Below are 24,531 nucleotides of genomic sequence, written 5' to 3'. Positions count from 1 at the left end.
CCCGCAGTACGTCGACATGGACGGCATCCCGCCCGCACATCGGCGTCCAGCTCGACCGCAGCCTGTACGCCCCCTGATCGTCGAGGACCCCAAAGACTGAACCCGCAGGTCGGTCTCCAGCAACTCAAAGACCTCGCACAGTAGTTGGGCGAAGGCCACGGTGTGCACGACCACCAGGACCCTCTTGCAGTCCCATACCGTCAGCCAGTGCCCCTGCTCGATCAGGGCTGGTCTCGTCGTTTTGACAGGCACGCGAACCCCCGTCGCTCGTCGCTGCGGACAACAGGCGACAAGGGTCCCGGTACGCACGGTGTTTCGAGGACAGCACGAGCCGGAGCGGGCGAGGATCCGTGAGCGGTCGCGACGGACACTCCGGACCAGCCCAAGACACGATGCGGACCGGTCGGTGCAGGCGTCGTACGCACATATCCAGCGGCTGCCGGGCGGGGGCGTCCGTGCCCGAAGCGGGCCCGTGAGAGCGGACAACCGTGGTCGACGGCGGCGTGATCCGCCCTCTAGCGGCCTGAGCAGCCAGGGTGACTACGTGCGCATCGACGGACCCGGTGTCTGGATCGAGTTCGCAGATCCCGTTCGGCAGGGCCGTTGGACGCTCTTGCAGGAGCCACCCGCGATGGCGTCAGGCAGTTGCTGTCCGAGGTGTTTCCCGGCCCTGGGGTCGGGTCGCCGCCGCGACCGCGGTGGCGGTGCGGACGAAGGCTGCGACGGCCGCGGAACGGGAGCCGTGCGGCCACGCGACCGCCAGCGTGGTCGGTTCCAGGTCCTCGACCGGCCGGTAGGCGATCTCGGGTCGTGGATAGCGCCGGGTGAGCGAGGCGGGGAAGAAGCAGACGACGCTGCCGAGTTCGACGAGCCGGAAGATCTCCGGCAGGTCGGAGGTGCCCTCCGCGGTGCTCGCCGTGGCCATGTCGCCGCCTGGCCCGGTCCGGCCGTGCCGGCCGGCACCGGGGCCCTGGTCCGCGGGACCGCCGTCGGGGAGGCTGAGGCCCGCAAGGTCGGCCAGTCGCAGGGACGGGCGGGCGGCCAGGGGGTCCGCGGCGGCCAGGGCGAGCAGGAACGGTTCGGTGATCAGCGGCTCGGAATCCAGGCCACGGTCGTCGAAGGGGTTGAGCAGCAGCGCGGTGTCGGCACGGCCGTCCCGCACCGCCTGCGCCTGCTCGCCGATGCGGCCGAGCACCAGGTGGACCGGCAGGGCCGCCTCCTCTCCGGCGTACGCGTCGAGGATCCGCGGCAGCAGGCCGCCGTCGACGTCGGGCTTGAGCGCGAGCCGCAGCCGAGGGGTGGGCTCGCCCGCATGCCGGGCGCGTCGGCCGGCGGAGCTGACCGCGTCGAGGGCGGTCCGGGCGTCCTGCAGCATGACCTCCCCGGCCGGGGTGAGCGTGACCCGGCGTGTGGTGCGTCTCAGCAGCGCCACACCGAGCTGGCGTTCCAACTCCCGGATCGCGCGGGACAGCGGTGGCTGCGCCATGCCGAGCCGCTCGGCCGCGCGTCCGAAGTGCAGTTCTTCGGCGACCGCGACGAAATACCGGAGCTGCCGCGTCTCCAGATCATTCATACCTGCAGGGTATCAACCGCGGCGGAATCGGTCCTTCAGGTCCAGCACCGTGCCGGGTTCACTGGCGGCCGTCGGCGCCCCGCACGGTCGCCGAGGAACAGGACCGCGGAACAGGGGATGAGCCATGCGCGCTGTCGGGGTGCACCGGATCGGTGACACGCCCGAACTGACGGAGCTCCCCGTCCCCGGCCCGGGACCGGGGGAGGTCCTGGTCGAACTGGCGGCGGCGTCGCTGAACCCGGTCGACATGGGCATCGCCGAGGGCCGACTGCCCATGCCGTACGTGACGCCGCTCGTCCTGGGGGTGGACGGCATGGGCCGGGTGACGGAGACCGGGGAGGGCGTGCGCGGGTTCCGGCCCGGTGACACCGTGCACGGCCAGTTCCGCCGCACGCCGTTGGGCCACGGCACCATCGCCGAGTACTCGGTGGTCCCGGAGGTGCCGGCGGGCGGGGCGCTCCAGCTGGTCCCGGACGGCATGCCCGCCGAGATCGCGGCGGCACTGCGGACCGCGGGCATGACCGCGCCGGGCGTCATCGAGGCCGTCGGCGTGCGAGCCGGGCAGTCGGTCCTGATCGTCGGAGCCACCGGCGGGGTGGGCGTTTTCGCCGTCCAGCCGGCGGCCGCCCGCGGTGCGGAGGTCATCGCGACCGCCCGGCCCGACGCCGCCCGGTGGATCCGCGGCCTCGGCGCCGCCGAGACGGCCGACTGCACGGCAGGCGACATCGTGCAGCAGGTCCGCAGGACGCGTCCCGACGGGATCGACGCCTTCCTCGACCTCACTCGCGACACGGCCCGCTTCGGCTCGTACGCCGGACTCGTGCGCGACGGTGGCACGGCGGTGTCCGTGTCCTTCACCGCGCCGCCGGAGCCGCCGGCCTCCGAGCGGATCGCCGTGAGCAACTACATGATGCGGGACAGGCCGGACCTCCTCGCCCGGACCACCGCGGAGGCCGCGTCGGCCCCGACGGAAAGGGCCTCGGCCGCAAGGCGGTCATGACCGGTTGTTGCTCGTGACGCCGATGATGGAGGAGAAGATCCTTTCCTGCGGTGTGGTCGGCACATGGAAGAGGCCGTTGTTGCGGCCCAGCCGCAGCACCGCCGCCTCGTCCGCCACAGCCTTGACGTCTCCCAGGTTGTGGCTGATGAGAATCACTCCGATGTCCTGTTCGCGGAGCTCGTCGACGAGATCGAGGACATGACCGGCCTGAGAAACGCCCAGCGCCGCGGTGGGCTCATCGAGGAGGACCACCTTGGGCCGGCCGAGAAGCGCGCGGGAGATCGCCACGGTCTGCCGCTGGCCCGCAGACAGCGAAGCGACCGGAGCACGCACGTCGGGAACACGGATGCCCAGTGCGTCGAGCTGCTGCAGAGCCTCCCTGCGCATGCCGTCCTTGTCCATCAACCGGAACAGGCGACCCCGGGCACCGGGGCACCGCCGTTCCCGTCCCAGGAAGAGGTTCTCGGCGACATCGAGGTAGTTGCACAGCGCCAGGTTCTGGTAGACGGTCGCGATGCCCAGGCGCTGAGCGATCCGAGGGGTCCTGATGTGGACCACCTGGCCCTCCCACTCGATGACGCCCTTGTCGGCGGGGTCGACACCCGCGATGACCTTGATGAGGGTGGACTTGCCGGCACCGTTGTCGCCCAAGAGGGCGACAACCTCGCCTCTGCGGAGCTCCAGATCGACATCCTGGAGGGCTTGGACGGCACCGAATCGCTTGGAGATTCCGCGTAGCGACAGCAGGGGCGGCCCAGTCACGCGAATCTCACCCTCTTCGCCCCGGTCGTGGTGACGCTCCTCGCGTCAAATCATCATCTTTCGCCCCTCTCGGGGCGGGTGCAAACCGCCAGCCGGCAGGCCGCCGAGGAGGAGACTGGACTGAGGGCATAATGCGATATTTATTAACGATATGGGCACACTTATGTGGATCGCGGAGGCTTCCAGGCGCCGGCCCCGGCCGCGGTCAGAGGAGGGTGTCACCGATGGCGCACCATCACCCCCTCCGCAGGCGCAGCCGGCCACGGCGCCCCCGGCAGGGGGTCACGCTCCTCCTGGCGGGCACGTTGCTGCTCGCCGCCGCCGGCTGCGGCGGGAGTCAGGGCGCCTCGGGTGACGGCGAGCACCGTAAGGTCACGATCGGTCTGGTGACCAAGACCGAGACCAACCCGTTCTTCGTGACCATGCGCAAGGCCGCCGCGGCCGCGGCGAAGAAGAACGGCGCCGAGCTCATCGCCCTGGCCGGGAAGTTCGACGGCGACAACGAGGGCCAGGTCGCCGCGGTGGAGAGCCTCATCGCCCGCCATGTGCAGGGGATCCTGATCACGCCGTCGAACACGACGGGGATCCTGGGCGTCATCGCGGAAGCCCGGCGGGCGGGCATCCTGGTGATCGCGCTGGACACCGCCACGGACCCGGCGGACGCCGTGGACGCCACGTACGCGACCGACAACGCCGAGGCCGGACGCCTCCAGGGCGCGTATGTCAGGGCCGTACTCGCCGACCGGCCCCCCGAGCTGATCATGCTGGACGGTACGGAGGGCTCCTCGGTCAGCCAGCAGCGTCACGACGGGTTCCTCAAGGGCTTCGGGATCGAGAACGACTCACCGGCGATCCGCGGGCGGGCGAACACCAACGGCGACCGCAACGTGGCGCAGACCGCGACGGAGAACCTGCTGCAGCGTACGACCCACGTGAACTCGGCCTACACCATCAACGAACCGGTCGCCGACGGTACCTCCGCGGCCATCGCCGCACGCGGCCTCACCCGGCAGGTGACCATCGGCACCATCGACGGCGGATGCCACGGCGTGCGGGCCGTCAGAGCCGGCACGTACGCGGCCACCGTGATGCAGTTCCCGGTCAGGATGGCCGACGACGGAGTGGCCGCGGTCACCGAGTTCGCCAGGAGCGGGAAGAAACCGGTCGGCTTCACCGACACGGGCACGCAACTCATCACCGACAAGCCGGTGCGGGGACTGGCGTCCCGCAACACGGACTGGGGACTCCGGCACTGCTGGGGATGACCCTCGGGCGCCGACCGGTGGAAGGGACCAGTAAAGGATCATGAGATCTCCCGGTACCACCAGCACCGCCGCGAGACAGCCGGGCGGCCTGTTGCGGGAGGCGCTGCGGTACGCCCTGCGCACGCCGGTGGTCGGCCCCCTCGCCGCCCTGGCCGTCGCCGTACTGGTCTTCTCGCTCACGACGGACACGTTCATGACGCCGGAGAACCTCTCCCTGGTGCTGCAGCAGACCATCGTGATCGGCACCCTGGCGCTCGGGCAGTCCCTGATCATCCTCACCGCGGGCATCGACCTGGCGAACGGGGCCATCGCGGTGCTCGGCACGATCGTCATGGCCAAGCTCGTCTTCGAGGGGGACAGCCCCGTGGCGGCGCTGCTGCTCGGCCTGGCCGTGGCGACCTTCCTCGGGGGCGTCAACGGCCTGCTCGTGGCCCGGCTGGACCTGCCTCCCTTCATCGTCACCCTCGGCGCACTGAGCGTCGTCTACGCCACGAGCAGGCTCTATTCCGATTCCCTCAGCTTTCCGGTGACCAGCGACCTGCTCGTCTTCTGGGGACAGGGTGTCCACCTCGGCGGCGTACTCCTCACCTGGGGAACGTTCCTGCTTCTCGGTCTGTACGCGTTCTTCTGGTACGTGCTCACCAGGACGGGCTGGGGCAGGCACATCTACGCCGTCGGCAACGCGCCCGAGTCCGCCCGGCTGGCCGGCATCAACGTCCCGCGCACGATCCTGTCGGTCTACGTCATCGCCGGTCTCCTCTACGGCATCGCCGCCTGGCAGGCCCTCGGCCGCATCCCCAATGCCGACCCCAACGCGTACCAGACGGCGAATCTGGAGAGCATCACCGCCGTCGTCATCGGCGGGACCAGCCTCTTCGGCGGCCGGGGAAGCGTCGTCGGAACGCTGATCGGGGCACTCATCGTCAACGTGCTGCGCTCCGGTCTCACCCAGGCGGGTATCGACAGCCTCTATCAGGACATCGCGACCGGAACCCTCGTCGTCGTCGCGGTCGGCATGGACAAGATCCTGCGCAGAGGCGGCACGCGCTGACACCGGCGAACGCTCACGTCCCCGGAGCCAGTACCAGAATGCGGAACGGACCGGGCGGCACGGCCAGTCGCACGGTCCGGAGGGTGTCGTCTCCTGCGTACCGCCAGCCCCAGGACCGCATGGTCTCGACCGTCCTGGCGTCCCGGGCGTCGACCAGCGTGACGCCGAGCGCGGCGCCGTGGTCGGCGAGCAGTCGCCGCTGCAGGCGCCGGGCGAGGTTCCAGACCTGGTCCTTGTACTCCCGGCGCACGCGTGGCGGCACCACGATTCCGGAGACGACGAAGAGCTCACCGGGGGTGGTGCGCCGGAGCAGGCTCCCCCCGACGCGTCCGCCGAACCCCGCCCACCACGGACCCGCGCCGGCCGTGGGGAAGCCGTAGGCGTATCCGGCCAGGGCCGTGGTCTCCGCTATCAGCAGGGAGAACCCCGGTCGCCGGGCGTCGGCCGCGAGATGGAGCAGGAAGGTGGCACGCGCCTGGTTCCACGCCCACGCGTCGCCACCGGAGGTCTCCGCGTACAGGTCACCCAGCTCCTGCAGACGGTCCGCGACCTGACCACGGGTCAGCGGACGGACGCGTTCCGCCACCTCGGGCGAGGAGCGGCGCTCCGCCTTCGCCGGGTCCGGCAGGCGAGTGCGCGGCCTGCCCCGTGCGGGTTGGAGCGCGGGGAGGGCCAAGGTCACCGGGAGGAACGCGTGCGCGGGCATGAGCAACCCTGCCCCGGGCACGGGCGAAGGCCGCCCCGGCGTCGTCGATCCCCGAGAACGGCACCGGTGTCGGAGGCGGTGCACGGCATGCCCTCGGTCTCTCCACCGTACTCCCGGCCGGGCCCGCCCCGGCGGGCCCGGCGGTCGCCGGGAACAGGGCCGGTGCGGGTGGGTTGATCAGGGCGGGAAGGCCGGCGGGGATGTCACGGACGACAGGGTCAGCCCTCCCCGAGGGCGCCCGCCGCGGCCGCCAGGAGCGGTTCGGCGGCGTCCTCGGTGGTGTCCGGAGGCACGACCACAAGGTCCCAGCGCCCTCGGCCGGTGGCGAGCAGGACGACGGTGTGCGGGGCGTTCGCCGCCAGGGCTCTGTGCAGTCGTACGACCTGGTTGGAGACGAGTATCCGGCCGGGCGCCGCGGACCACACCGCCCCGTTGACGGTGACACTGGTGATGTGGCCCCACTCGCGCGGCAACCCGGCCAGCAGTCGCGGGAGTTCCACGAGGAGGTCGTAGGAGCGCGGCCACCATGCTCCGTCGATGGACCGGGGCAGCTCGCTGCGGGGCGCCAGCCGCAGGCGGAGGACGGGGTGGGAGGGAAGCGGTGGTTGCAGTGCGGTGGTCATGAGGCTGCTGCCAACTTCCGTAGATGGATGCGTGGTTGCCGTCAGGTGCGACGCGCGGCGCCCCTGCCCTTCATGGCCCTCAGCCGTGCCGTCGGGTGCGGGAGGCGCTCTCACCGACCACGTGGCACGGCGAATCGACGCTCCGGGCCGCGTGGTGGAAGAGTGCGATGCGGGCAAGTCCCGCCCACAGCGGGGCGGGCGTGAACGGGGCTGGGGCGCATGGAGGGGTCCTTGGCCTCGGCGAGGGCCGCTGGGACGGAGGTGCGGCCGGGGTCACGGACTGCCCCTGGGGGATGGGTGGTGTGCTGGTGACGGCCTGTCGGATAGGCACGACGCACCCTCGTTCCGCCCACCGTACTCCCCGGGCCGGGGGATACCCGGATTCCGCTGATCAGCGGCCTTCGGCCGGATGCACTCGGGCCTGCGCCGCGTTGACACGTATCGTCGCCGGACGTTGACTGACGGGACGGCTGATGGCAATGAAGGGCAGGGTCGACCGGGTCTCCGGAAGTCTGAAGCAGGCCGTCGGGAAGGCGAAGGGCGCCTTCGGGCGGTGCCCCCATCGCAAACGGAAGCGGTACACACGACGATGTACGACCAGACACGTGCCCAGCAGCCACCGGAGCGGACCCCGGGCCCGGGCGGACGCCGCACCACGGGCCCGGAGCCGCTGCTCCCCCCGGAGGAACGGGACGAGATCGTGCGCCGCCTCGGACACGCCGTCAACACCTTCGCGGACACCCCGCGCGAGGCGCTGGAGGAGGCCGAGGGCGCCTTCGACGAAGCCGCCGCCCAGCTCGCGAACGCCCTTGCGGAGATGCGGCGGGGCCTTCGCGCCGGCTGGCAGGACCGGGACCCGGAAACGGACTCCGCCGAACTGCGGGGCGCGCTGCGGCAGTACCGGGAGCTCACCCAACGGCTGCTGCGCACGTAGGCGGAGGCAGGCTCCCGCCGGAAAACGGCGGGGGCTCACGCGGCCCCTTCCCCGGCACCGGCGATCACCGAGAGTGGCACCGGTGCCCGAATCGGTGCGCGGTACGTCCCGGTCGCCGAACGTCCCGGTGCGCGGTACGTCCCGGTGTGCGCACCGTACTTCCGGCCGGGCGCGACAGCTGCCTTCGGATCGGCCTCTGCTGTCGGGCACGGGCCGATCGGCCCGGCTCCGTTCGGTCACCGGGGGCGGGCAACCCGTGACGGGCCGTACCACGGGCCGTACCACGGTCTGTACCACCGTGCGGCCGTGGCACGCACGGGCGGTCCTCCCCGGCATACCCTTCAGAAAAGGGGGTCGCTGGGTAACTCGGACGGGCCCGCGTGGAGACCCGCCGCAGCCGCCCCCGCACCGTCTCCCGGCGTATCGGGCAGCGATGCGTCCGCGTTCTGCCGGTCGCCCGCCAGGAGGTCCCTATGGAGTACGACTCCCTGCCCTCCCGAGGCCATGCAGAGGTGCGCATCGTCGCCGCGACCCCGGAGGTCGCCCGGCGCGTGGCCGAGGTCCTCCGGCACTGCTTCGCCTCGACCGAGCAGCGCAGCTACCCCGCCGGACAAGGCGGAGGCACCCGGCTCCATCTCACCCTCGACACCGCCCACACCGCGGAACCCGCACGGTCGTGGCTCGCGGCCAGCGAGTCGACGGGGGAGGCGTCGGCACACGCCGATGAGGTGTGACCCGGGTCCGTGCGGCCAGGAGGGTCCGTTGTCCCGGCCGTCCCCACGCGGCCGTCAATACCTCGGAGAACGACAGACATGACGAAACTCCGCGAACGCAAGAACAACCGGAAGGCGGTCCTGCGATCCCTGTACGGGGCTGTGGAGCACAACCGCCCCGAGGTCAGCGGATCGGCGCTCCGCGCCGAGCTGGGCCTGCCCGACGAGGATCTCTCCGCCGCCTGCGTCTACCTGGCCGACGAGGGCCTGATCAACGTGGAATGGACCTCGCACCGCACCCCGGCCGCCGTCTCGCTGACACACGAGGGCGTCCGCCTGATGGAGGAACGGGAGGAGGAACGGGAAGAGCGGGAAGTGCAGGAGTAGCAGGAGCGGCAAGAGGAACAGGCGAGGCAGAAGGAGCCCCGGCGGGAACGGCCGACCGGCCTCGACTTCCCTCCCCGCGCGCACCGTTGACGGCTCGGGGAACGCACGGGACGCCCGGGAGGGACGAACGGCCGAGGCGACGGCGTACCGCGCCCGAGTCGGGGCTGTCGTCGACGGCCGGTGACGATGTGCGGCGGCTCGCCGGACCGGCGTGCCGAAGGCCGGCGGGACGGACATCGGGGTGTACCCGGAGGAAATCTGTCACGGCGGGGCCACATGTCCGTGCCCGCCGGAGATAGGGTTGTGGCACGACGCAGATGGGTGCTGATTCCTCCGGAGCACGGGTGCCACGCACACCTGGGTCCTCCGCAGCGCTCCCGGAACGAAGGTGTCATGCCCTCCGAGAACGACCCTGTCGTCGGCAACCTCGACGATGACGACTACCCCGCTTACACCATGGGACGGGCCGCCGACGTGCTCGGCACCACCCCCGCCTTCCTGAGGGCAGTCGGCGAGGCCGGACTGATCACTCCACTGCGCTCGGAAGGCGGTCACCGCCGGTACTCCCGCCGCCAGTTGCTTGTCGCCGCCCGCGCTCGCGAGCTGGTCGGCCAGGGCACCCCCATCGAGGCCGCGTGCCGCATCATCTCCCTCGAGGACCAGCTGGACGACGCCCTCCGCCTGAACCGCGAAATACGCCGGAAGCTGGACGGGGGCGACGCGAATATCTAGTTCCGCCGGTGCAGAAATAACGACTCCGGCGGGGTGAGAATCGCCCGGCGGACACGAAAGTGCATGGCCGGTTCCTCCCGGGCTGTGTTAGCGTGATAGCCGTTGCAGTTTTGGTTGCCAGAGGTTTTTTCTTTGCATAGCTTTCCGGATATTTCCGGAGGGGTGATCATCGCGGCGACTCGGCCCCGCAAAGTGCAGGGTTCGGCACTGCCCCCCAAGGGAGATTCAATATGGCATCTGGCACCGTGAAGTGGTTCAACGCGGAAAAGGGCTTCGGCTTCATCGAGCAGGACGGCGGCGGCGCTGACGTGTTCGCCCACTACTCGAACATCATCAGCAACGGTGGTTTCCGCGAGCTTCGTGAAGGCCAGAAGGTCAGCTTCGACGTCACGCAGGGCCAGAAGGGTCCGCAGGCCGAGAACATCGTCGCTGCCTGAGACTGACGCGCATCGTCGCGAGCCAGTGGCTCGCGCATCATGTGGCTGGGGCCCGCGCTCCTGGGGTGCGGGCCCCAGCCATTGCGTTTACCCGTACACCCGTACACCCCGACACCCGGATGTTCGATTCCCGGGGTTTCCGGGATCTCCGGGGTTTCCGGGATCTCCGGATTGATGACAGCCCCGGCTTCGGCATCGAGAGGCCCGGCGTTCCGTTTTTTCTTCGGCTCATTCTTGTGATTCCACGTACGGCCGCCCGCCGTCGGACGGAATTCCTCGATACGCCGTATCGAGGAAGGTTCCACCTTGAACCGCACCCGTCGCACCGGCGGCACCTCCGGTCGCTCCCGCGTGAACGGGAGTGCCCTGCACTCGACAGGCTCCACGCGCGGAAGTCGTTTCCGTAACCAGGAGACGGGCCACCAGGGTCCTCGTCCGGGCACCGGGCGCAAGAGCCGCCAGGGAACGCACTCCACCGCACGCCGACAGGAGTTCGCTCCGCCCGTCACCCTGACCGAGCCACTGCCCCCGGTCGAGGCGTTCGCCGAACTGGACATGCCCGCACGGCTGCTGGCCGCGCTCCGCGCCGAGGGCGTGACCGTGCCCTTCCCGATCCAGGCGGCCACCCTTCCGAACGCACTCGCGGGCCGGGACGTCCTGGGCCGGGGTCGTACGGGCTCGGGCAAGACGCTCGCCTTCGGCCTGCCGGTGCTGGCCCGCCTCGACGGGCAGCGCGCGCAGCCCCGGCAGCCGCTCGCCCTCGTCCTCGTCCCCACCCGGGAACTGGCCCAGCAGGTCACCGACGCGCTGGCGCCCTACGCCCGTGCCCTGGGGCTGCGGCTCGCCACCGTGGTGGGCGGCATGTCGATCGGCCGTCAGGCGAGTGCCCTGCGCGGCGGCGCCGAGGTCGTCGTCGCGACGCCCGGCCGCCTCAAGGACCTCATCGAGCGGGGAGACTGCCGGCTGGACCGGGTCGCCGTCACCGTCCTCGACGAGGCCGACCAGATGGCCGACATGGGCTTCATGCCGCAGGTGACCGCACTGCTCGACCAAGTCCCCTCCGGCGGGCAGCGGTTGCTGTTCTCGGCCACGCTGGACGGTGACATCGACCTCCTGGTGCGCCGCTACCTCCACGACCCCGTGGTGCACTCGGTCGACCCGCCGGCGGGCAGCGTCACCACCATGGCGCACCATCTGCTGCACGTGCGCGACGCCGACAAGGACACCACCGCGACCGAGATCGCCGCCCGCGACGGACGCGTGATCATGTTCCTGGACACCAAGCACGCGGTCGACCGGCTGACCGAGCACCTGCTGTCCGTCGGTGTGCGCGCCTCGGCCCTGCACGGCGGCAAGTCCCAGCCGCAGCGCAACCGGACGCTCGCCCGGTTCAAGGACGGCCACGTCACGGCCCTGGTGGCCACCAACGTCGCGGCCCGCGGAATCCACGTCGACCACCTCGACCTGGTCGTGAACGTCGACCCTCCCGGCGACCACAAGGACTACCTGCACCGCGGCGGCCGCACCGCCCGCGCCGGCGAGTCCGGCACCGTCGTCACCCTCGTCCTGCCGCACCAGCGCCGAGCGGTGGACCGTCTGATGGCCGACGCCGGCATCACCCCGCGCACGGCCCGGATCCGCCCCGGTGCGGCCGAACTGCATGCCATCACCGGCGCCCGGACCCCGTCCGGCGTGCCGGTCACCGTCCCCGCGCCGGTCGCCGGACAACGCGAGGGCAAGGGATCCGCCGGCCGTGACCGCCGGGGCCGGGCCGCCGGACAGCGCGGAGACGGCCGGGCCGCGGCCCGAGCGCGCCGCTCCGCCCCCGGGTCCACCGCATAGGCCGGGCACGGGGAACGCGCTCCCGCCCCCGCTCCCAGCAGCCCCGCCGAGACGCCGCCCTCCTGCCCGCCCCGACGAAGAGGAGAAGCCCTTGACGCCGATGACGCCGATTCCGCCTCGCGCACACCGGTCCGGCCAGGCCGACGGCACCGGCCTGACCGCCCGCGACGCCATGCTGCACGCCCCCGGGCCGCAGGTCGACGACCACATGGCGGTCGACGTGGCCCTCTCCGTGCTCATCGGAGCCCGCGTCCCCCACCTGCTCCTCCAGGACGAGGACGGGCGGTGCGCGGGACTGGTCACCCGGGCCCAGCTCACCGCGCACCGCGGCGGCTCGTGGTTCAGCGACCGGACCCGGCTGCGGGACATCCCGCTCGACCGCGGACCGTTCACCGCGTCGACCGCCGCACTCGGCGACGCGGAAGCCGCCATGCGGATACGGATACTGAACGTCTCCCCCGTGGTCGACGACCACGGCTACGCCTTGGGCATCCTCGCGCTCACCCCCTGACCGCCGTCCGGCCGCCGTCGCGCGTCCGGCCTCTCCAGAGTCGTTCCCCGGTGTTCTCACCCATCCCGCGGAGGCATCCATGCGCTGTGTCATCGCCCGTTTCCCCTTCGACCTGACCAAGAGCGAGGTCGAGCAGTCGATGGACGGCATCACCCCCGAACCCGTCACCGGCGTGTCCGTCACCATCGACGGCCGGCTCTACCCCGTGATGCAGGTCGGGGAAGTGATCACCCGACAGAACCGCCGGGACTTCACGTCGTTCGAGATGCGCCGCGCCCTGACCCGGCTCGGCTTCACCTGCCACGACGCGCGCCCGGTCGCGCCGCCCCGGGACGCGCGAGCCGACGAGGACGCGCTCGGCTGGTGACGGTTTCCGGGGGCACGGCGATTCGTCTGCCGTTCGCCCGTTGAAAAGCCGAGGGTCTGCCGGTTCGGCAAGGAGCCGCGAGCCGCACGAGACCGGTGCGGCCCGGCGGTGCCCCCGTACTCCGCGTACGGCCTCGCACCACTCCCACCGACGGCTCCGTGCCCACGGTGTGCCCGCAGGAGCGGCCACCCACGCTTCCCAGGCTGAGCGCGCGAGAGATTCAATTACCAGACGGCACTGCTCTCCAGGAGCAGGCATTCAGGTGGCCGACGTCTCGCCTGCCTTGTCCGTGACCCCGACATCCAGCAGCGCCTCGTCCGCCGAGCCCAGGAAGTCGAGGGACTTCTTGTCGAAGACCCAGACGGTGCGGCCGTCGCGTTCCTCGAAACTCAGGCCGATGCCGGAGCGGCCGGTGTAGTCCTTGGCGTCGGCGACGACCGAGACGCCCGGGATCTTCGCGGCCGCGCGATAGAGCGCGGCGTCCAGTTCGGGCAGGAGCGTGGCGTCGGGCAGCATGTCGCCGATCTTCTCCAGCGCCGCGCTCTGTCTGGTCTGCCCCTCCCCCTTCGTGCCGGCATAGATCTTCTCCAGCAGCGCATCGGGGTCGGTGGGCAGTGTCTGAAGCTCGCGGAACGTGGGCACGTTCGGGTCGGGGCTCAGCCGCATGTCGTGCGTTCCCTTGGAGTAGGAGGAGAACGGGTCCCGGGGCCGGAACGGCGGACCCACCAGCACCGTGACCCGGCGCAGTCCCGCGCGCTTGCCGTCGACGGCGGTCCAACTCGCCTCGCGCAGGATCCGGATGTCGTTGTCCGAGAACTTCATGGAGCCCTGTGTGCGGACATAGACGTACTGGTCGTCCCTGACGGGCACGGTCTTCTTCGCGGCGGCGACCTCGGCGATGCGATGGAGGAGGCCGACCGCGTCCGCATCGGTCGTGGCGGTCCTGGACCCGGTGGCGCCGGCGAGTACCGCGGCGACGATCGCCGCCGCCGTGGCGAGGGGTACGGCGATGACTGCGAACCGGCGGCGGGGGGCGCGCGGTCGCCGGACGGGTGCTGTCCTGATGTCCAGGAGTTCCGGGGCTTGCTCGGTGAACTCTCTCATCAGATGGTCCTTCAGCAGGTCGTGGCGGCGGCTCGTCAGGACCGGCTCGCCCGGGCTCGGCAGCAGCCCGGCCAGTTCTTCGCGCTCTTCGGGGTTCATCGGTGCTTCTCCTGTGTCGACCGGGCCGTCTCGGGACGGCCACCGGGTACCTGTCCGGTGCGCGGGCCGAGTCCCGGCCTTTCCTGCTGAGGGGGAACATCCGGTGTCACGGCGGTACTTGGCTTCCCCGGGTATGCGGCAGGCCGCTCGCCGGACGTGCGCCGGGCCAACTCCGCCTCTGACAGGGTCCGTAGACGCTGCCTCGCCCGGGCGAGGCGCGACCGTACGGTGCTCGTCGGCACGCCGAGGGCCTCGCCCGCGGCCGCATAGCTCAGTCCCGACCAGACGCACAGGGCGAACACCTCACGTTCGGCTCTGCGCAGCCGGCCGAGCGCGGTATGTGCGGCAGCAAGCAGCTCGGCCTGCTCCATGCGGCCGACGAGGTCGTCGGCGAAGTCCGGCAGGGTGTGACGATCCGCCGGGCGGTCGGGGAGCCGGGCGAGCGCGGCGCTGTGCCGGCGGGCGGCACGGCGCGTGTTGCGCAGAACGTTGGTGGCGATGCCGTACAGCCATGGGCGCAGCCCGTCACCGTCGGGTAGGTCCGCGTCTTCGTCCAGGGCGGCGGCTTCGGGTCTCAGCTTCTCCCTGAGCCGCCAGGCTTCCAGAAAGGTCAGGGACACCACGTCCTCCGCAGTGCCCCGGTCTGCCGACAGGCGGGCGGCATGACCGTAGACGGCCTGGGCATGCGCGCCGAACAGTTCGGCGAAGGCTTCCGGATCGCCGGCGCGTATCCGGTCACGCAGGGAAAGTTCCACAATCAGCCCTGTCCGCTCGGCACCCGTCGTCCCTGTGGCGACCATCACACGGTGGTGTGCCCTTCGTGGGCTCTGAGTGAAGTCGCTTCCTGTCGCTAAAGGCTTCCGACCCGGCACCGGAAACGTCGGCTGCCCCGGTCCGGGAGTGCGGGTGATAGTGGAGTCATGCATGCCGTCCGCAGGTCCGGGAGGACCGTCGGCCGTAGCGGTGGCGGTCCGCGTGTGGTGATCGTGATGGGTGTCTCCGGGTCCGGCAAGTCCACCGTGGGAGCCGGGCTCGCGCAGCTGCTCGGTGTGCCGTTCCTGGAGGGGGACGACCTGCACTCGGCGGCGAACCGCGCCAAGATGGCGTCCGGACACCCGCTGGACGACGCCGACCGGCGGCCCTGGCTGGAGGCGATCACGGAGTGGATCCGGGCCACCGCGTCGGGTGGACACGGCGGTGTTGTCGCCTGCTCCGCGCTCAGGCGCGCCTATCGCGACCGGTTCCGGCGTACGGGAGCGGACGTCCGGTTCCTGTATCTGGCCCTCGACCGTGAGGTGGCCGAGCAGCGGATGGCACGGCGGAAGGGCCATTTCATGCCGCCGGCGCTGCTCGACTCCCAGTACGCCACGCTGGATCCGCTGCACGCCGACGAACCGGGCGTCACCATCGACATCAACGACTCGGAGAGCACGGCGGAGGTCCTGGCGGCCGCGGTGCGGGCGGTGCGGGACGGGTCCGCGCCGGACCGGTGATCGCTGCGTACCCGGGAGGTCCGGACGGAACTGATCCACTTCCGTATCCCCCGGGGCCTCGCCCGACGAGCCGGAGCAGGAGCTCCGGCATACGCTGATCGAGGGGGTGCATTCGGGTGAATCGCAGGCCGGAAGGGGCGCCCCGATGGACGAATACCCGCTCATCGAGAACCACGGGCTGATCGGCGATCTGCAGACCGCGGCGCTGGTGACCACCGACGGGGTGGTCGACTGGTTCTGCTCCCCGCGGTTCGACTCGCCGAGTGTGTTCGGGGCGCTTCTGGACAAGGACAAGGGCGGCCACTGCACGGTCCGGCCGGCGCATCCGACCCATTCGACCAAGCAGTTGTACCTGCCCGACACCGCGATCCTGGTGACCCGCTTCATGACCGAGGCGGGCGCCGGTGAGGTGATCGACTTCATGCCCGTGACCGGTACCAGGGCCACGCGCCGGCACCGGCTGGTGCGCCTGGTCCGCTGTGTGCGCGGCACCATGACGTTCGCCGTGGAGATCGCCCCGCGGTTCGACTACGGGCGCAGCAAGCACGAGGTGCACATCACCCCGCACGGTGCGGTCTTCGTCGCGGAGGACGGCACGGAACTCACCGTGAACCCCATCCGGGAGCCGGAGGACGAGCGGATCGCGGACATTCTGACGCATCGGGACGCCGACGTGCAGGTCACGCTGACCCTGCAGGCCGGCGAGCAGCGCGGGCTGATCCTGGAGATGGGTGCCGAGGGGCCGCCCAGGGAGATCCGCCGCGAGGAACACGAACGGCTCTTCGAGGAGACGGCCGAGTTCTGGCGCTCCTGGCTGGCGCAGTCGAGCTACGTCGGGCGCTGGCGGGAGGTCGTCGAGCGTTCCGCGATCACGCTGAAGCTCATGACCTTCGCCCCCAGCGGCGCCGTGGTGGCCGCTCCGACGGCGGCCCTCCCGGAGCAGCTGGGCGGCGAGCGCAACTGGGACTACCGCTTCACCTGGATCCGGGACGCCTCCTTCTCCGTGTACGCCCTGCTGGGACTGGGCTTCACGGAGGAGGCCAGGGCGTTCATCGTCTGGCTGAGCGACCGGGTCAAGGAGCGGGCCGGCAGCCACGGGAACACGGGCCCGCTCAACATCATGTACAAGGTCGACGGCTCCTCCGACCTGAACGAGCAGATCCTCGACCACTGGGAGGGCTACGAGGGGTCCGCCCCGGTCCGGATCGGCAACGGTGCCGCCACCCAGCTCCAACTGGACATCTACGGCGAGGCGTTGGACAGCATCTACTTCGCGCACCAGCACGGGTTCCAGGTCGGGTACGGGGGCTGGACCTCGCTGCGGACGGACCTGGAGTGGCTGGCCGGCCACTGGGACCAGGCGGAGGAGGGCATCTGGGAGACCCGCGGCGGCCGCCAGGACTTCACGTACGGCCGGGTGATGTCCTGGGTGGCGTTCGACCGCGCGCTGCGGCTCGCCGAGTCGAAGGGGTGGCCGTCCGCGTCCGGACGCTGGCAGGCCGAGCGGGACGCCGTCTACGAGCAGGTCATGGCCAAGGGCTGGAGCAAGGACCGGCACGCCTTCGTCCAGCACTACGGCAGTGACGTCCTGGACTCCTCGCTGCTGCGGATGGCGACGGTCGGGTTCCTCACCCCCGGGGACCCGATGTGGGCGTCGACCCTGGACGCCATGGAGGACGAACTGGTCAGCGACAGCCTGGTCTACCGCTACAACCCCGACGCCTCGCCCGACGGCCTGCGCGGCTCGGAGGGCACCTTCTCGCTGTGCACGTTCATGTACGTCGACGCCCTGGCGCGCGCGGGACGGACCGACCGGGCGCGGCTCGTGTTCGAGAAGATGATGGGGTACGCCAACCATCTGGGCCTGTACTCCGAGGAGATCGACCCGACGGGCCGTCAGCTCGGCAACTTCCCGCAGGCGTTCACCCACCTCGCCCTCATCGACTCGGCCATCACCCTCAACGAGGCCCTCGACAGCCGGAGGTCCGGCCTCGCCCAGCGCGCCTAGGTGCTGTCCCGCCGCAGGTCGGCGTCGGTGAGGCCCTCCAGCTCGCCGTGGGTGTCCAGCCAGTACAGGAAGGCGACCGCGGGGATGACGAGGACGAGGGCGACGAGGGTGACCAGTGCCAGCCAGCGCAGTGTGGTGTGGGCGCCCGCGCCCTCGGCGACGGTCAGCGAGGTCGGGACCAGGTAGGGGCGCTGTGCCATGCCCCAGCCGATGACGGCCGAGGCGACCACGCCGACCGCCGTGACCCGGGACCGGGCCGCGGAGGGGCGGGTCAGCAGCCATGCGGTGGCGAGGGTGGCCAGCACCGCGACGACGACGAAGACGAGGCCGACGCCGTGGGTGAGGCCGTGCCAGACATGGGGCGCGTCGCCGTGGGTGACGACGAGGGTGACGACGGCGAGTACGGCCACGGCCGCGAGGGCGGCGAGGGCCCGCCGGCGGAAGTAGCGGTCCAGGTCCGGTGCGGCGAAGCGGCGGGCGTCCGCGGCGAGGAAGACGGCGCCGAGCATCGCCGTGGCGGCGATGGCCAGCAGGCCGAACAGCAGGGACGTGGGGTTGGCCCAGGCGTCCGTGGACGCCGTCGCCATGGCGGTCACCCGGCCCGAGGCCACTCCGCCGGCCGCGGCACCGAGGAAGAACGGCGTCAGCAGCGAGGCGACGGCGAAGACCGCCCCGTACAGGCGCCGGCCGGCCAGCCGCCGGGCGGGCCTGCGCAGGGCGAAGCCCGCGCCGCGCAGCACGATGCCCACGGCGGCCAGCGCCAGGGGCAGCCACATGGTGGTGAACACCCGCTGGAAGAGGACCGGGAAACCCGTCCACATGATCACCAGTACGAAGATCAGCCAGACGTTGTTGACCTCCCAGACGGGCTCCATCGCGTGGTCGATCAGTTGCCGCGGGCGTCTGCCGCGCTCGGCTCCGCCCGCGGTCAGGTCCCAGAAGCCGGCTCCGTAGTCGGTGCCGCCGCCGCAGGCGTAGGCGGCGATCGCCAGGAGGAGGACGACGGCGATGACCCCGGCGATCACAGTCGGCTCCCTGCGGAGCGCGGCCCGTACGGCGTGTCCGTCTCGGGTGTGTCGGGCTCCGGGGTCTCCTTCGGCGGCCGCGGCCCGCCCTGCTCGTCGGCGAGCCGCCACCGCGAGCGCATCCTGAGCAGCACCGCGAGGAACGATCCGAACACGAAGACGTACACGACGACGATCACCGCGAACATGATCCACAGGCTGGTGGAGCGGGTCGCCGTCACCGCCTCGGCGACCCGCATGTTCTGGTAGACGATCCAGGGCTGGCGGCCCACCTCGGTGGTGATCCAGCCGCACTCGACGGCGGTCACGGAGGCGACGCCCGCGCACGCCGCGCCGCGGAAGAACCACGGGGAGGCGGGCAGCCGGCGGCGCCAGAGCCACAGGACGCCGTACCAGAGGGCGAGCAGGAGCAGCAGCGAGCCGATCCCGACCATGGTGTCGAAGGCCCAGTGGGCGATGGTGGCCTGGGTGGCCGTCGGCCGGTCGTCCGCGGGGACCGAGGTGAGTCCGGTGACCCGGGTGTCCGGGCGGAAGCCGGCCAGGATGGAGTCGAGCTGCGGGATCCTGATGCCGCCGGAGACGGTGCCGTCCGGGTGCAGCCGGCCGTACAGGTACTCCGGCTGATGGGTGGCGGTCTTCCAGACGATCTCCATGGCGCCGAACTTCACCGGCTGCTTGTGGAAGACCTGCCGGGCGATGGAGTCGCCGAGCATGAACTGCACGGGTGTGCACACCGCGGCGAGTGTGAAGGGGATCGTGAAGCCGAGCCGGTGGTAGTGGTCCCGGCGGCCGCGCAGCCGTCCGACGGCGTAGACGCCGGCCACGACATAGCCCGCCGTCACGAACATCGCGAAGACGAAGTGCCAGTACTCCGGGCCGAACATGGGGGTGAAGACGGCCTTCCAGATCTTCACGTCGACCGGGTTGCCGGCGGCGTCGAGGGTGAAGCCGCGCGGGGTGTTCATCCACGAGTTGGCGGCCAGGATGCCGAAGGCGCCAAGGAGGGCCACGAGCGGCAGGGGCAGTCCGAGCAGGAAGTGGGTCCGGGAGGGAAGTCTTCGCCAGCCGTAGAGGTAGATGGCGATGAGGACGGCCTCCAGGAAGAACGCCCATGCCTCGACGCCGAAGCCGATGCCGAAGACGTCGCCCCACCGGCCCATCATGCCCGGCCACAGCAGTCCGAACTCGAAGGACAGCACCGTGCCGGTGACCACGCCGATCGCGAACTGCACCGCCATGACGGCCGACCACCGCCGGGCCAGGAGCAGGGCGGTGGCGTCGCCGCGGCGCAGGCCGTAGCCGTGCATGACGAGCGTGATCAGTGGCAGCGCGACGCCCAGGGGCACCAGGATGATGTGGGAGGCCAGGGTGAAGGCCATCATCGACCGGGCCGGCAGCGTCTGCGCCGGTGCGTCCGCCAGCAGCAGGACCGTGTGGACCATGGGTGTGTGTCGTCTCTTCGGGGCCGGCGCGGATGGGTCGGGTCAGCCGCCGAGGTCAGCCGCCGGTCGCGAAGCCCGGGAAGAGCGTCATCCCGCCGTCGACGTAGAGGGTGGCGCCCACGACGTAGTCCATGAGGTCGGAGGCGAGGCCCACGGCCGCGTAGCCGATGTCCTCGGGGTCGCCGATGCGGTCGTAGGGGATCAGCCGCAGCAGGTCCTCGCGGGCCTCGGGCGTCTCCCAGGCGCTGCGGTTGATCGGGGTCTTGATGGCCCCGGGGGCGATCGCGTTCACGCGGATCTTCTTCGGGGCGAGTTCCTGGGCCAGCGTCTCCATCATCATCTGCACCCCGCCCTTGGAGGAGGCGTAGTTGACGTGCCCGGCCCACGGGATGATCTGGTGGACCGAACTCATGCAGATGATCTTTCCGGCCGCGCGCGACACCTCGGGCACGACACCGCGGCGCAGGAACTCCTTCGTCGCCTCGCGGGCGCACAGGAACTGCCCGGTGAGGTTGACGTCGAGGACCTTCTGCCACTGGGCGAGGGTCATCTCGGTGAACGGGGCGTCCCGCTGGAGGCCCGCGTTGGCGACCAGGATGTCGATCGTGCCGAACTCCCGGACCATCCGGTCCATCATGGCGACGACCTGGTGCTCGTCGGAGACGTCCGCCTCGTAGGCGGCCGCCCGGACACCGAGTCCGGTGATCTCCTCGACCACCTGCTCGGCCTCGTCCTTGCCCGCCACGTAGTTGACCACGACATCGGCCCCGGCCCGGCCGAGGGCGACGGCCGTCGCCCTGCCGATACCGGAGTTCGCGCCGGTCACCAGCGCCTTCTGGCCGCGCAGCAGATGGGCGGGGATCACGCCCTGGGATGTCCCGGGTGCTCCGGATGTCCCCTCGGTGGAACTCACGATGTCCTGCTCCTCCACTGCGTGCCCGCCTCCTGCCGGGCCCGTCGCCCGGAGGTCCAGGCCTCAGACAAGCACCGGGGAGGGACGGCGGCACACCGCGGCGGACCGCGTTGCGCTGCCCGGCGGAGGATGTTCGCCCGGTCGGGGTCCGGACGCCCGGCCAAGGCTCAGCCCAGCCGCTCCAGCAGGTGGTCGCCCACCCGGAGGGCGTTCGCGATGGCGGTCAGGGACGGGTTGACCGCGCCGATGCTCGGGAAGAAGCTCGTGTCGACGACGTAGAGGTTGTCCAGGTCGTGGGCCTTGCAGTTGACGTCCAGGGCCGAGGACGCCGGGTCGGTGCCGAAACGCACCGTGCCGGCCTGGTGGGCGGTGGCACCGATCGGCATCCCCTTGTGCAGGTAGATGCTGCGGGACAGCAGACCGTGCTCGTGCATGCCCAGATGGCCGAGCATGTCCTGGAGTTTGTGCCGCAGGCGCTGGAGGCCGGCGATGTTGTTGCCCTCGTCGAGGGTGAGCCGGATCCGGCCGTCGTCCTCCAGGGTCACCCGGTTGTCCGGCTGCGGCAGGTCCTCCCCGCACAGCCAGAAGTCGACGGCGTGATGGGCCAGGACCTCGAACGGCATGTCCGGCGCCACCGCCCCGGCCCAGCGCGGGGCCTCGCCGTGGATCTGGTCGGCGTCCGACTTGCCGAGCATCTGGATCCCGCCGAGCGGGTACTCCCAGTCGTCCGCGCCCAGGTACCAGTCGTGCAGGGCGAGGGTCTTCTGGAACTGGGTGTCGTTGGGTTCCCTCGAAACGGCCATCAGCGCCAGGTTGTTGTGGCGCATGTAGTGCCGGCCGACCACGTCGGAGCTGTTCGCCAGTCCGCGCGGATGCCGGTCGTTCGCCGAAGCCAGCAGCAGCGCCGCCGAGTTGACGGCCCCGCAGGCCACGACCACCACATCGGCGGAGAACCGGGCCTCCCGCTCACCGGGGAGCTGTGCGACGACGCTCGTGACACTGCGCCCGGTGGCGTCGGTCTCCAGCCGGGTCACCCGGGCGTCGGTGACCAGCTCCACGTTCGGGTGCTCAAGGGCCGGCTCCACACAGATCACCTGGGCGTCCGACTTGGCGCGGACCAGACAGGGGAAGCCGTCCACGCGGTTGCAGCGGATGCAGACGCTGGAGTGGGTGGCCCGGCCGTCCTCGTCCTGGGTGAGGTTCACCCCGATCGGCAGGTGGAAGGGGTGCAGCCCCTGCTTCTCCAGGTCCATGCTCAACTGCTCGATGCGCGGCTCGTGTTCGACCGGCGGGTACGCGTACTGGGCGCTGCACGGCCCTTCCCAGGGGTCCTCGCCGTGCCGGCCGTGCACCAGGTAGAGGTGCTCCGCCTGGGTGTAGTACGGCTCCAGGTCGTCGTAACCGATGGGCCAGGCCGGGGAGATGCCGTCGTGGTGGCGGAGTTCGCCGAAGTCCTCGGGGCGCAGCCGGAACAGGGCCGCGCCGTAGAACTTGGTGTTTCCGCCGACGTAGTAGTTCACCTCGGGCGGGAACTCGTTGCCGTGCCGGTCCAGCCAGAACTCCGGGGCCCGGTACTTGGCCTTCACGAACACGGCCGTGGAGTCCCAGTTGTCGCGTTCGCGCGGCAGGTAGCCGCCGCGTTCGAGGATGAGGATCCGTTTCCCGGACGGGGCGAGGCGGTGGGCCAGGGTGCCGCCGCCGGCACCGGTGCCGATGACGATGACGTCGTACGGGGGCAGGGTGTCCATGGCAACCACCGTCCTTGTTCGCGCGGTCCGCGGCCGGTGCCGGTCTCCCTCCTTCGAACGTACGCGCCGGACGGGGGTGCGGCACCCGGAGCGGGCCCGGCGCTCCGGCAGCGGGCCCGGCGCTTCGGCGCGGTCAGAGCACGGCGATCGGGTTCACCGGGGAGCCGGTCGCCGCCGGGAGCCGCAGCGGGGCGATCACGCACAGGAAGTGCCAGCGCCCCTGCTGCTCGCACACCGGTACCAGCTCCTCGAAGTCCAGCCAGTCCAGCAGCTGCAGCCCCATGGCGTTGACGGCCAGCACATGCACGGGAAAGCCGACTTCGGGGACCGCGCTGGGCGCGGCGTCGCTGTTGCCGTCCGAGCCCAGCACCGACACGCCCCGCTCGGCCAGGAAGTCCATGGCCGTCGGGTGCAGGCCCGCGCGGGCCCGGGTCACGTCCCAGGGCCCGAGGGTCCGGCGCCGCAGGCGGTGCCCCACCCGTACGAACAGCAGGTCACCCGGTCCGACCGTGGTCCGCTGGGCGGTCTCGGCCGCGGCGAGGTCCTCGGCGGTCACCTGGTCGCCGGGCTCCAGCCACCGCACCCCGCGCAGCCGTGGGACGTCCAGCAGGACACCCCGGCCGACGATGCCGTCCCGCACCAGATCGAGCGTGAGCGCTTCGGCACCGTCCGGTGTCACGGTGCTCGCCGGGACGCCGCCGTACAGCTCGCCGTCGTAGATCACGTGGCACAGCGCGTCGAGGTGGCTGTCGACGTCACCGTGCACGTTCATCGCGAACCGGTCGCGGGCGAACGCGAGCCCGGGTGCGCCGGTCTCCCCGCGGGTGGGAGCCGTCATCCGATGGGACGCGGGCTCCGGGTTGTCCGGACCGGACCGGGTCTCGACGGTCGCGGCCAGCGACACGGTGCGCCCGGCCCTGACCTCGGCGGCGGCCGCCACGACCCGCTCCGGCGTCAGCCGGTCCAGCGCGCCCCGCCGACCCGGCCCGCCGTCCCGGGCCCGGCTCCGCAGCCTGCGGTACAGGTCGCGGAAGGCCGCTTCGGACAGGGGCCGCGGTGCTGTGGGACGGGAGGGTACGGGCTGCTCCGAGGCCATCGGGGAACCTCCTGCTCCGGCCGGCGCTTCTCCCGACACCGAACCATCGGGACGGCCGGGCCACCCGCCGGGCGCGGGCGGACTGCGCCGATCGGCCGAACACGGCCGGGCCTGGCGCGCCCGGTCTCTCGGGGTGCAGGCGATGTGCGCGCGGCATACGCTGATCGGGTGAAACGCCAGGATCGCCAGGCGGTCCTGCCGACACCGCTCGCCTTTGCGCGATGACGGATTCTTTCTCGCGAACACCCATTCGTACTGCGGAGACCCGACAAGCGGGGTGCGCCGCCCAGCGGTTCACAGAGGTGGACACAGGGTCCGCAGCTTGTAGCCCCTGTGGAGGCCGGGATGCGAGTCGTCGTAGATCTTTCCCGATGTGAAGGGTATGCGCAGTGCGCGTTCCTGGCTCCGGACGCGTTCCGGATGCACGGCGAGGAAGCGCTGATGTACGACCCGGACCCCGACGACGCCCAGCGCGAGCGGGTGCTGCGCGCCGCGGCGGCCTGCCCGGTCCAGGCGATTCTGGTCGACCGGCTGGAGGGGCGGTCGGCGCAGCGGGACGTACCGGTGACGGCGGCGAGGTCATGACCAGCGCCGACAACCTGCGCGCGTTCAGGCGCGACGGCCGCATCGTGATCGTCGGGGCGTCGCTGGCGGGACTGCGGGCCGCGGAGTCCCTGCGCGACGAGGGTTTCACCGGATC

General features: G+C 71.3%; 25 protein-coding genes. 14 read left to right on the top strand and 11 right to left on the bottom strand.

What is annotated here, in order from left to right:
• Window positions 1–637: 637 nt before the first annotated feature.
• Entirely contained in the window at window positions 638–1,573 is a 936-nt protein-coding gene (locus ACFWPS_RS07100) for a LysR family transcriptional regulator (protein WP_383701932.1), read from the bottom strand.
• 124 nt (window positions 1,574–1,697) lie between these two features.
• Between ACFWPS_RS07100 and ACFWPS_RS07095 the strand changes: the two genes are divergently transcribed.
• A complete protein-coding gene (locus ACFWPS_RS07095) occupies window positions 1,698–2,573 on the top strand; it encodes an NADP-dependent oxidoreductase (RefSeq protein WP_383701930.1) in 876 nt (291 codons plus the stop codon).
• On the opposite strand, the gene ACFWPS_RS07090 is transcribed toward ACFWPS_RS07095, so the two are convergent.
• The gene (locus ACFWPS_RS07090) at window positions 2,568–3,335 is read right to left on the bottom strand and encodes an ATP-binding cassette domain-containing protein (RefSeq protein ID WP_383701928.1); all 768 of its coding nucleotides are present in this window, start codon (window positions 3,333–3,335) and stop codon (window positions 2,568–2,570) included. The genes ACFWPS_RS07095 and ACFWPS_RS07090 overlap by 6 nt on opposite strands.
• Window positions 3,336–3,559: 224 nt before the next feature.
• Here ACFWPS_RS07090 and ACFWPS_RS07085 point away from each other — a divergent pair, with 224 nt between their 5' ends.
• Both ACFWPS_RS07085 and ACFWPS_RS07080 read left to right on the top strand, forming a co-directional pair.
• Complete coding sequence (locus ACFWPS_RS07085; RefSeq protein WP_383701926.1) at window positions 3,560–4,600, top strand: substrate-binding domain-containing protein; 1,041 nt, start codon at window positions 3,560–3,562, stop codon at window positions 4,598–4,600.
• 40 nt (window positions 4,601–4,640) lie between these two features.
• Window positions 4,641–5,651 carry an ABC transporter permease gene (locus ACFWPS_RS07080; protein ID WP_383701924.1) on the top strand — a complete coding sequence of 337 codons (1,011 nt, stop codon included), beginning with the start codon at window positions 4,641–4,643 and terminating at the stop codon, window positions 5,649–5,651.
• A gap of 13 nt (window positions 5,652–5,664) precedes the next feature.
• Here the strand turns inward: ACFWPS_RS07080 and ACFWPS_RS07075 are convergent, their stop codons facing one another.
• Together ACFWPS_RS07075 and ACFWPS_RS07070 are read right to left on the bottom strand one after the other, a co-directional pair.
• Window positions 5,665–6,357 (bottom strand): hypothetical protein, encoded by a 693-nt coding sequence (locus tag ACFWPS_RS07075; protein WP_383701922.1) that lies wholly within the window; start codon window positions 6,355–6,357, stop codon window positions 5,665–5,667.
• Between the two features lie 218 nt (window positions 6,358–6,575).
• Complete coding sequence (locus ACFWPS_RS07070; RefSeq protein ID WP_383701920.1) at window positions 6,576–6,980, bottom strand: DUF5994 family protein; 405 nt, start codon at window positions 6,978–6,980, stop codon at window positions 6,576–6,578.
• A gap of 589 nt (window positions 6,981–7,569) precedes the next feature.
• On the opposite strand from ACFWPS_RS07070, the gene ACFWPS_RS07065 reads away from it, so the two are divergent.
• From ACFWPS_RS07065 to ACFWPS_RS07030, 8 genes are all read left to right on the top strand, one after another.
• A complete protein-coding gene (locus ACFWPS_RS07065) occupies window positions 7,570–7,914 on the top strand; it encodes a hypothetical protein (RefSeq protein ID WP_383701918.1) in 345 nt (114 codons plus the stop codon).
• Window positions 7,915–8,387: 473 nt separating this feature from the next.
• Window positions 8,388–8,648 carry a hypothetical protein gene (locus ACFWPS_RS07060; RefSeq protein ID WP_383701916.1) on the top strand — a complete coding sequence of 87 codons (261 nt, stop codon included), beginning with the start codon at window positions 8,388–8,390 and terminating at the stop codon, window positions 8,646–8,648.
• A gap of 78 nt (window positions 8,649–8,726) precedes the next feature.
• On the top strand, window positions 8,727–9,014 hold the full coding sequence (locus ACFWPS_RS07055) for a hypothetical protein (protein WP_383701914.1): 288 nt from the start codon (window positions 8,727–8,729) through the stop codon (window positions 9,012–9,014).
• Window positions 9,015–9,407: 393 nt separating this feature from the next.
• Window positions 9,408–9,746 carry a MerR family transcriptional regulator gene (locus ACFWPS_RS07050; protein WP_383701912.1) on the top strand — a complete coding sequence of 113 codons (339 nt, stop codon included), beginning with the start codon at window positions 9,408–9,410 and terminating at the stop codon, window positions 9,744–9,746.
• A 230-nt stretch (window positions 9,747–9,976) separates the two neighbouring features.
• Window positions 9,977–10,183 carry a cold-shock protein gene (locus ACFWPS_RS07045; protein ID WP_181807290.1) on the top strand — a complete coding sequence of 69 codons (207 nt, stop codon included), beginning with the start codon at window positions 9,977–9,979 and terminating at the stop codon, window positions 10,181–10,183.
• A gap of 306 nt (window positions 10,184–10,489) precedes the next feature.
• The gene (locus ACFWPS_RS07040; protein ID WP_383701910.1) at window positions 10,490–12,025 is read left to right on the top strand and encodes a DEAD/DEAH box helicase; all 1,536 of its coding nucleotides are present in this window, start codon (window positions 10,490–10,492) and stop codon (window positions 12,023–12,025) included.
• 100 nt (window positions 12,026–12,125) lie between these two features.
• Window positions 12,126–12,536, top strand: coding sequence for a hypothetical protein (locus ACFWPS_RS07035; protein ID WP_383702224.1), 411 nt, complete (start codon window positions 12,126–12,128; stop codon window positions 12,534–12,536).
• Window positions 12,537–12,615: 79 nt separating this feature from the next.
• Complete coding sequence (locus ACFWPS_RS07030; RefSeq protein WP_383701908.1) at window positions 12,616–12,903, top strand: SCO5918 family protein; 288 nt, start codon at window positions 12,616–12,618, stop codon at window positions 12,901–12,903.
• 258 nt (window positions 12,904–13,161) lie between these two features.
• On the opposite strand, the gene ACFWPS_RS07025 is transcribed toward ACFWPS_RS07030, so the two are convergent.
• Both ACFWPS_RS07025 and ACFWPS_RS07020 read right to left on the bottom strand, forming a co-directional pair.
• Window positions 13,162–14,106: a CU044_5270 family protein gene (locus ACFWPS_RS07025; RefSeq protein ID WP_383701906.1), complete on the bottom strand. Its 945-nt coding sequence runs from the start codon at window positions 14,104–14,106 to the stop codon at window positions 13,162–13,164.
• Window positions 14,103–14,861, bottom strand: coding sequence for an RNA polymerase sigma factor (locus ACFWPS_RS07020; RefSeq protein WP_383701904.1), 759 nt, complete (start codon window positions 14,859–14,861; stop codon window positions 14,103–14,105). Before ACFWPS_RS07020 ends, ACFWPS_RS07025 begins: the two co-directional genes overlap by 4 nt.
• Before the next feature lie 165 nt (window positions 14,862–15,026).
• Here ACFWPS_RS07020 and ACFWPS_RS07015 point away from each other — a divergent pair, with 165 nt between their 5' ends.
• A complete protein-coding gene (locus ACFWPS_RS07015) occupies window positions 15,027–15,599 on the top strand; it encodes a gluconokinase (protein WP_383701902.1) in 573 nt (190 codons plus the stop codon).
• A 145-nt stretch (window positions 15,600–15,744) separates the two neighbouring features.
• Window positions 15,745–17,607, top strand: a complete 1,863-nt coding sequence (locus tag ACFWPS_RS07010; RefSeq protein WP_383701900.1) for a glycoside hydrolase family 15 protein — start codon at window positions 15,745–15,747, stop codon at window positions 17,605–17,607.
• On the opposite strand, the gene ACFWPS_RS07005 is transcribed toward ACFWPS_RS07010, so the two are convergent.
• The 5 genes from ACFWPS_RS07005 to ACFWPS_RS06985 all read right to left on the bottom strand — a co-directional run bounded on the left by ACFWPS_RS07005 (window position 17,604) and on the right by ACFWPS_RS06985 (window position 23,831).
• Window positions 17,604–18,632: a cytochrome d ubiquinol oxidase subunit II gene (locus ACFWPS_RS07005; protein ID WP_383701898.1), complete on the bottom strand. Its 1,029-nt coding sequence runs from the start codon at window positions 18,630–18,632 to the stop codon at window positions 17,604–17,606. The genes ACFWPS_RS07010 and ACFWPS_RS07005 overlap by 4 nt on opposite strands.
• Window positions 18,629–20,074: a cytochrome ubiquinol oxidase subunit I gene (locus tag ACFWPS_RS07000; protein WP_383701896.1), complete on the bottom strand. Its 1,446-nt coding sequence runs from the start codon at window positions 20,072–20,074 to the stop codon at window positions 18,629–18,631. Before ACFWPS_RS07000 ends, ACFWPS_RS07005 begins: the two co-directional genes overlap by 4 nt.
• A 55-nt stretch (window positions 20,075–20,129) precedes the next feature.
• Window positions 20,130–20,924, bottom strand: coding sequence for an SDR family oxidoreductase (locus ACFWPS_RS06995; protein WP_383702222.1), 795 nt, complete (start codon window positions 20,922–20,924; stop codon window positions 20,130–20,132).
• A gap of 230 nt (window positions 20,925–21,154) precedes the next feature.
• A complete protein-coding gene (locus tag ACFWPS_RS06990; RefSeq protein WP_383701894.1) occupies window positions 21,155–22,735 on the bottom strand; it encodes a GMC oxidoreductase in 1,581 nt (526 codons plus the stop codon).
• Between the two features lie 133 nt (window positions 22,736–22,868).
• Entirely contained in the window at window positions 22,869–23,831 is a 963-nt protein-coding gene (locus tag ACFWPS_RS06985) for a cyclase family protein (protein ID WP_383701892.1), read from the bottom strand.
• Window positions 23,832–24,176: 345 nt separating this feature from the next.
• Here ACFWPS_RS06985 and ACFWPS_RS06980 point away from each other — a divergent pair, with 345 nt between their 5' ends.
• Window positions 24,177–24,416, top strand: a complete 240-nt coding sequence (locus ACFWPS_RS06980) for a ferredoxin (protein WP_383701890.1) — start codon at window positions 24,177–24,179, stop codon at window positions 24,414–24,416.
• The last annotated feature ends 115 nt before the right edge of the window (window positions 24,417–24,531 follow it).

The sequence above is a fragment of the Streptomyces sp. NPDC058457 genome (assembly GCF_042720695.1).
Lineage (GTDB): Bacteria > Actinomycetota > Actinomycetes > Streptomycetales > Streptomycetaceae > Streptomyces.
Note: the sequence above shows the minus strand (reverse complement) of the source record. Positions and strands in the feature narration are given on the sequence as shown.

Excerpts from the sequence above, each read along its gene's own strand:
- ACFWPS_RS07010 (WP_383701900.1), top strand. The coding sequence starts at position 15,745 with ATGGACGAATACCCGCTCATCGAGAACCACGGGCTGATCGGCGATCTG.
- ACFWPS_RS07025 (WP_383701906.1), bottom strand. The coding sequence starts at position 14,106 with ATGAACCCCGAAGAGCGCGAAGAACTGGCCGGGCTGCTGCCGAGCCCG.
- ACFWPS_RS07030 (WP_383701908.1), top strand. The coding sequence starts at position 12,616 with ATGCGCTGTGTCATCGCCCGTTTCCCCTTCGACCTGACCAAGAGCGAG.
- ACFWPS_RS07045 (WP_181807290.1), top strand. The coding sequence starts at position 9,977 with ATGGCATCTGGCACCGTGAAGTGGTTCAACGCGGAAAAGGGCTTCGGC.
- ACFWPS_RS07085 (WP_383701926.1), top strand. The coding sequence starts at position 3,560 with ATGGCGCACCATCACCCCCTCCGCAGGCGCAGCCGGCCACGGCGCCCC.
- ACFWPS_RS06990 (WP_383701894.1), bottom strand. The coding sequence starts at position 22,735 with ATGGACACCCTGCCCCCGTACGACGTCATCGTCATCGGCACCGGTGCC.
- ACFWPS_RS07060 (WP_383701916.1), top strand. The coding sequence starts at position 8,388 with ATGGAGTACGACTCCCTGCCCTCCCGAGGCCATGCAGAGGTGCGCATC.
- ACFWPS_RS07095 (WP_383701930.1), top strand. The coding sequence starts at position 1,698 with ATGCGCGCTGTCGGGGTGCACCGGATCGGTGACACGCCCGAACTGACG.
- ACFWPS_RS07100 (WP_383701932.1), bottom strand. The coding sequence starts at position 1,573 with ATGAATGATCTGGAGACGCGGCAGCTCCGGTATTTCGTCGCGGTCGCC.
- ACFWPS_RS07055 (WP_383701914.1), top strand. The coding sequence starts at position 8,727 with ATGACGAAACTCCGCGAACGCAAGAACAACCGGAAGGCGGTCCTGCGA.
- ACFWPS_RS07070 (WP_383701920.1), bottom strand. The coding sequence starts at position 6,980 with ATGACCACCGCACTGCAACCACCGCTTCCCTCCCACCCCGTCCTCCGC.
- ACFWPS_RS07000 (WP_383701896.1), bottom strand. The coding sequence starts at position 20,074 with ATGGTCCACACGGTCCTGCTGCTGGCGGACGCACCGGCGCAGACGCTG.
- ACFWPS_RS07050 (WP_383701912.1), top strand. The coding sequence starts at position 9,408 with ATGCCCTCCGAGAACGACCCTGTCGTCGGCAACCTCGACGATGACGAC.
- ACFWPS_RS07015 (WP_383701902.1), top strand. The coding sequence starts at position 15,027 with ATGCATGCCGTCCGCAGGTCCGGGAGGACCGTCGGCCGTAGCGGTGGC.
- ACFWPS_RS06985 (WP_383701892.1), bottom strand. The coding sequence starts at position 23,831 with ATGGCCTCGGAGCAGCCCGTACCCTCCCGTCCCACAGCACCGCGGCCC.
- ACFWPS_RS07035 (WP_383702224.1), top strand. The coding sequence starts at position 12,126 with ATGACGCCGATTCCGCCTCGCGCACACCGGTCCGGCCAGGCCGACGGC.
- ACFWPS_RS06980 (WP_383701890.1), top strand. The coding sequence starts at position 24,177 with ATGCGAGTCGTCGTAGATCTTTCCCGATGTGAAGGGTATGCGCAGTGC.
- ACFWPS_RS07065 (WP_383701918.1), top strand. The coding sequence starts at position 7,570 with ATGTACGACCAGACACGTGCCCAGCAGCCACCGGAGCGGACCCCGGGC.
- ACFWPS_RS07075 (WP_383701922.1), bottom strand. The coding sequence starts at position 6,357 with ATGCCCGCGCACGCGTTCCTCCCGGTGACCTTGGCCCTCCCCGCGCTC.
- ACFWPS_RS07080 (WP_383701924.1), top strand. The coding sequence starts at position 4,641 with ATGAGATCTCCCGGTACCACCAGCACCGCCGCGAGACAGCCGGGCGGC.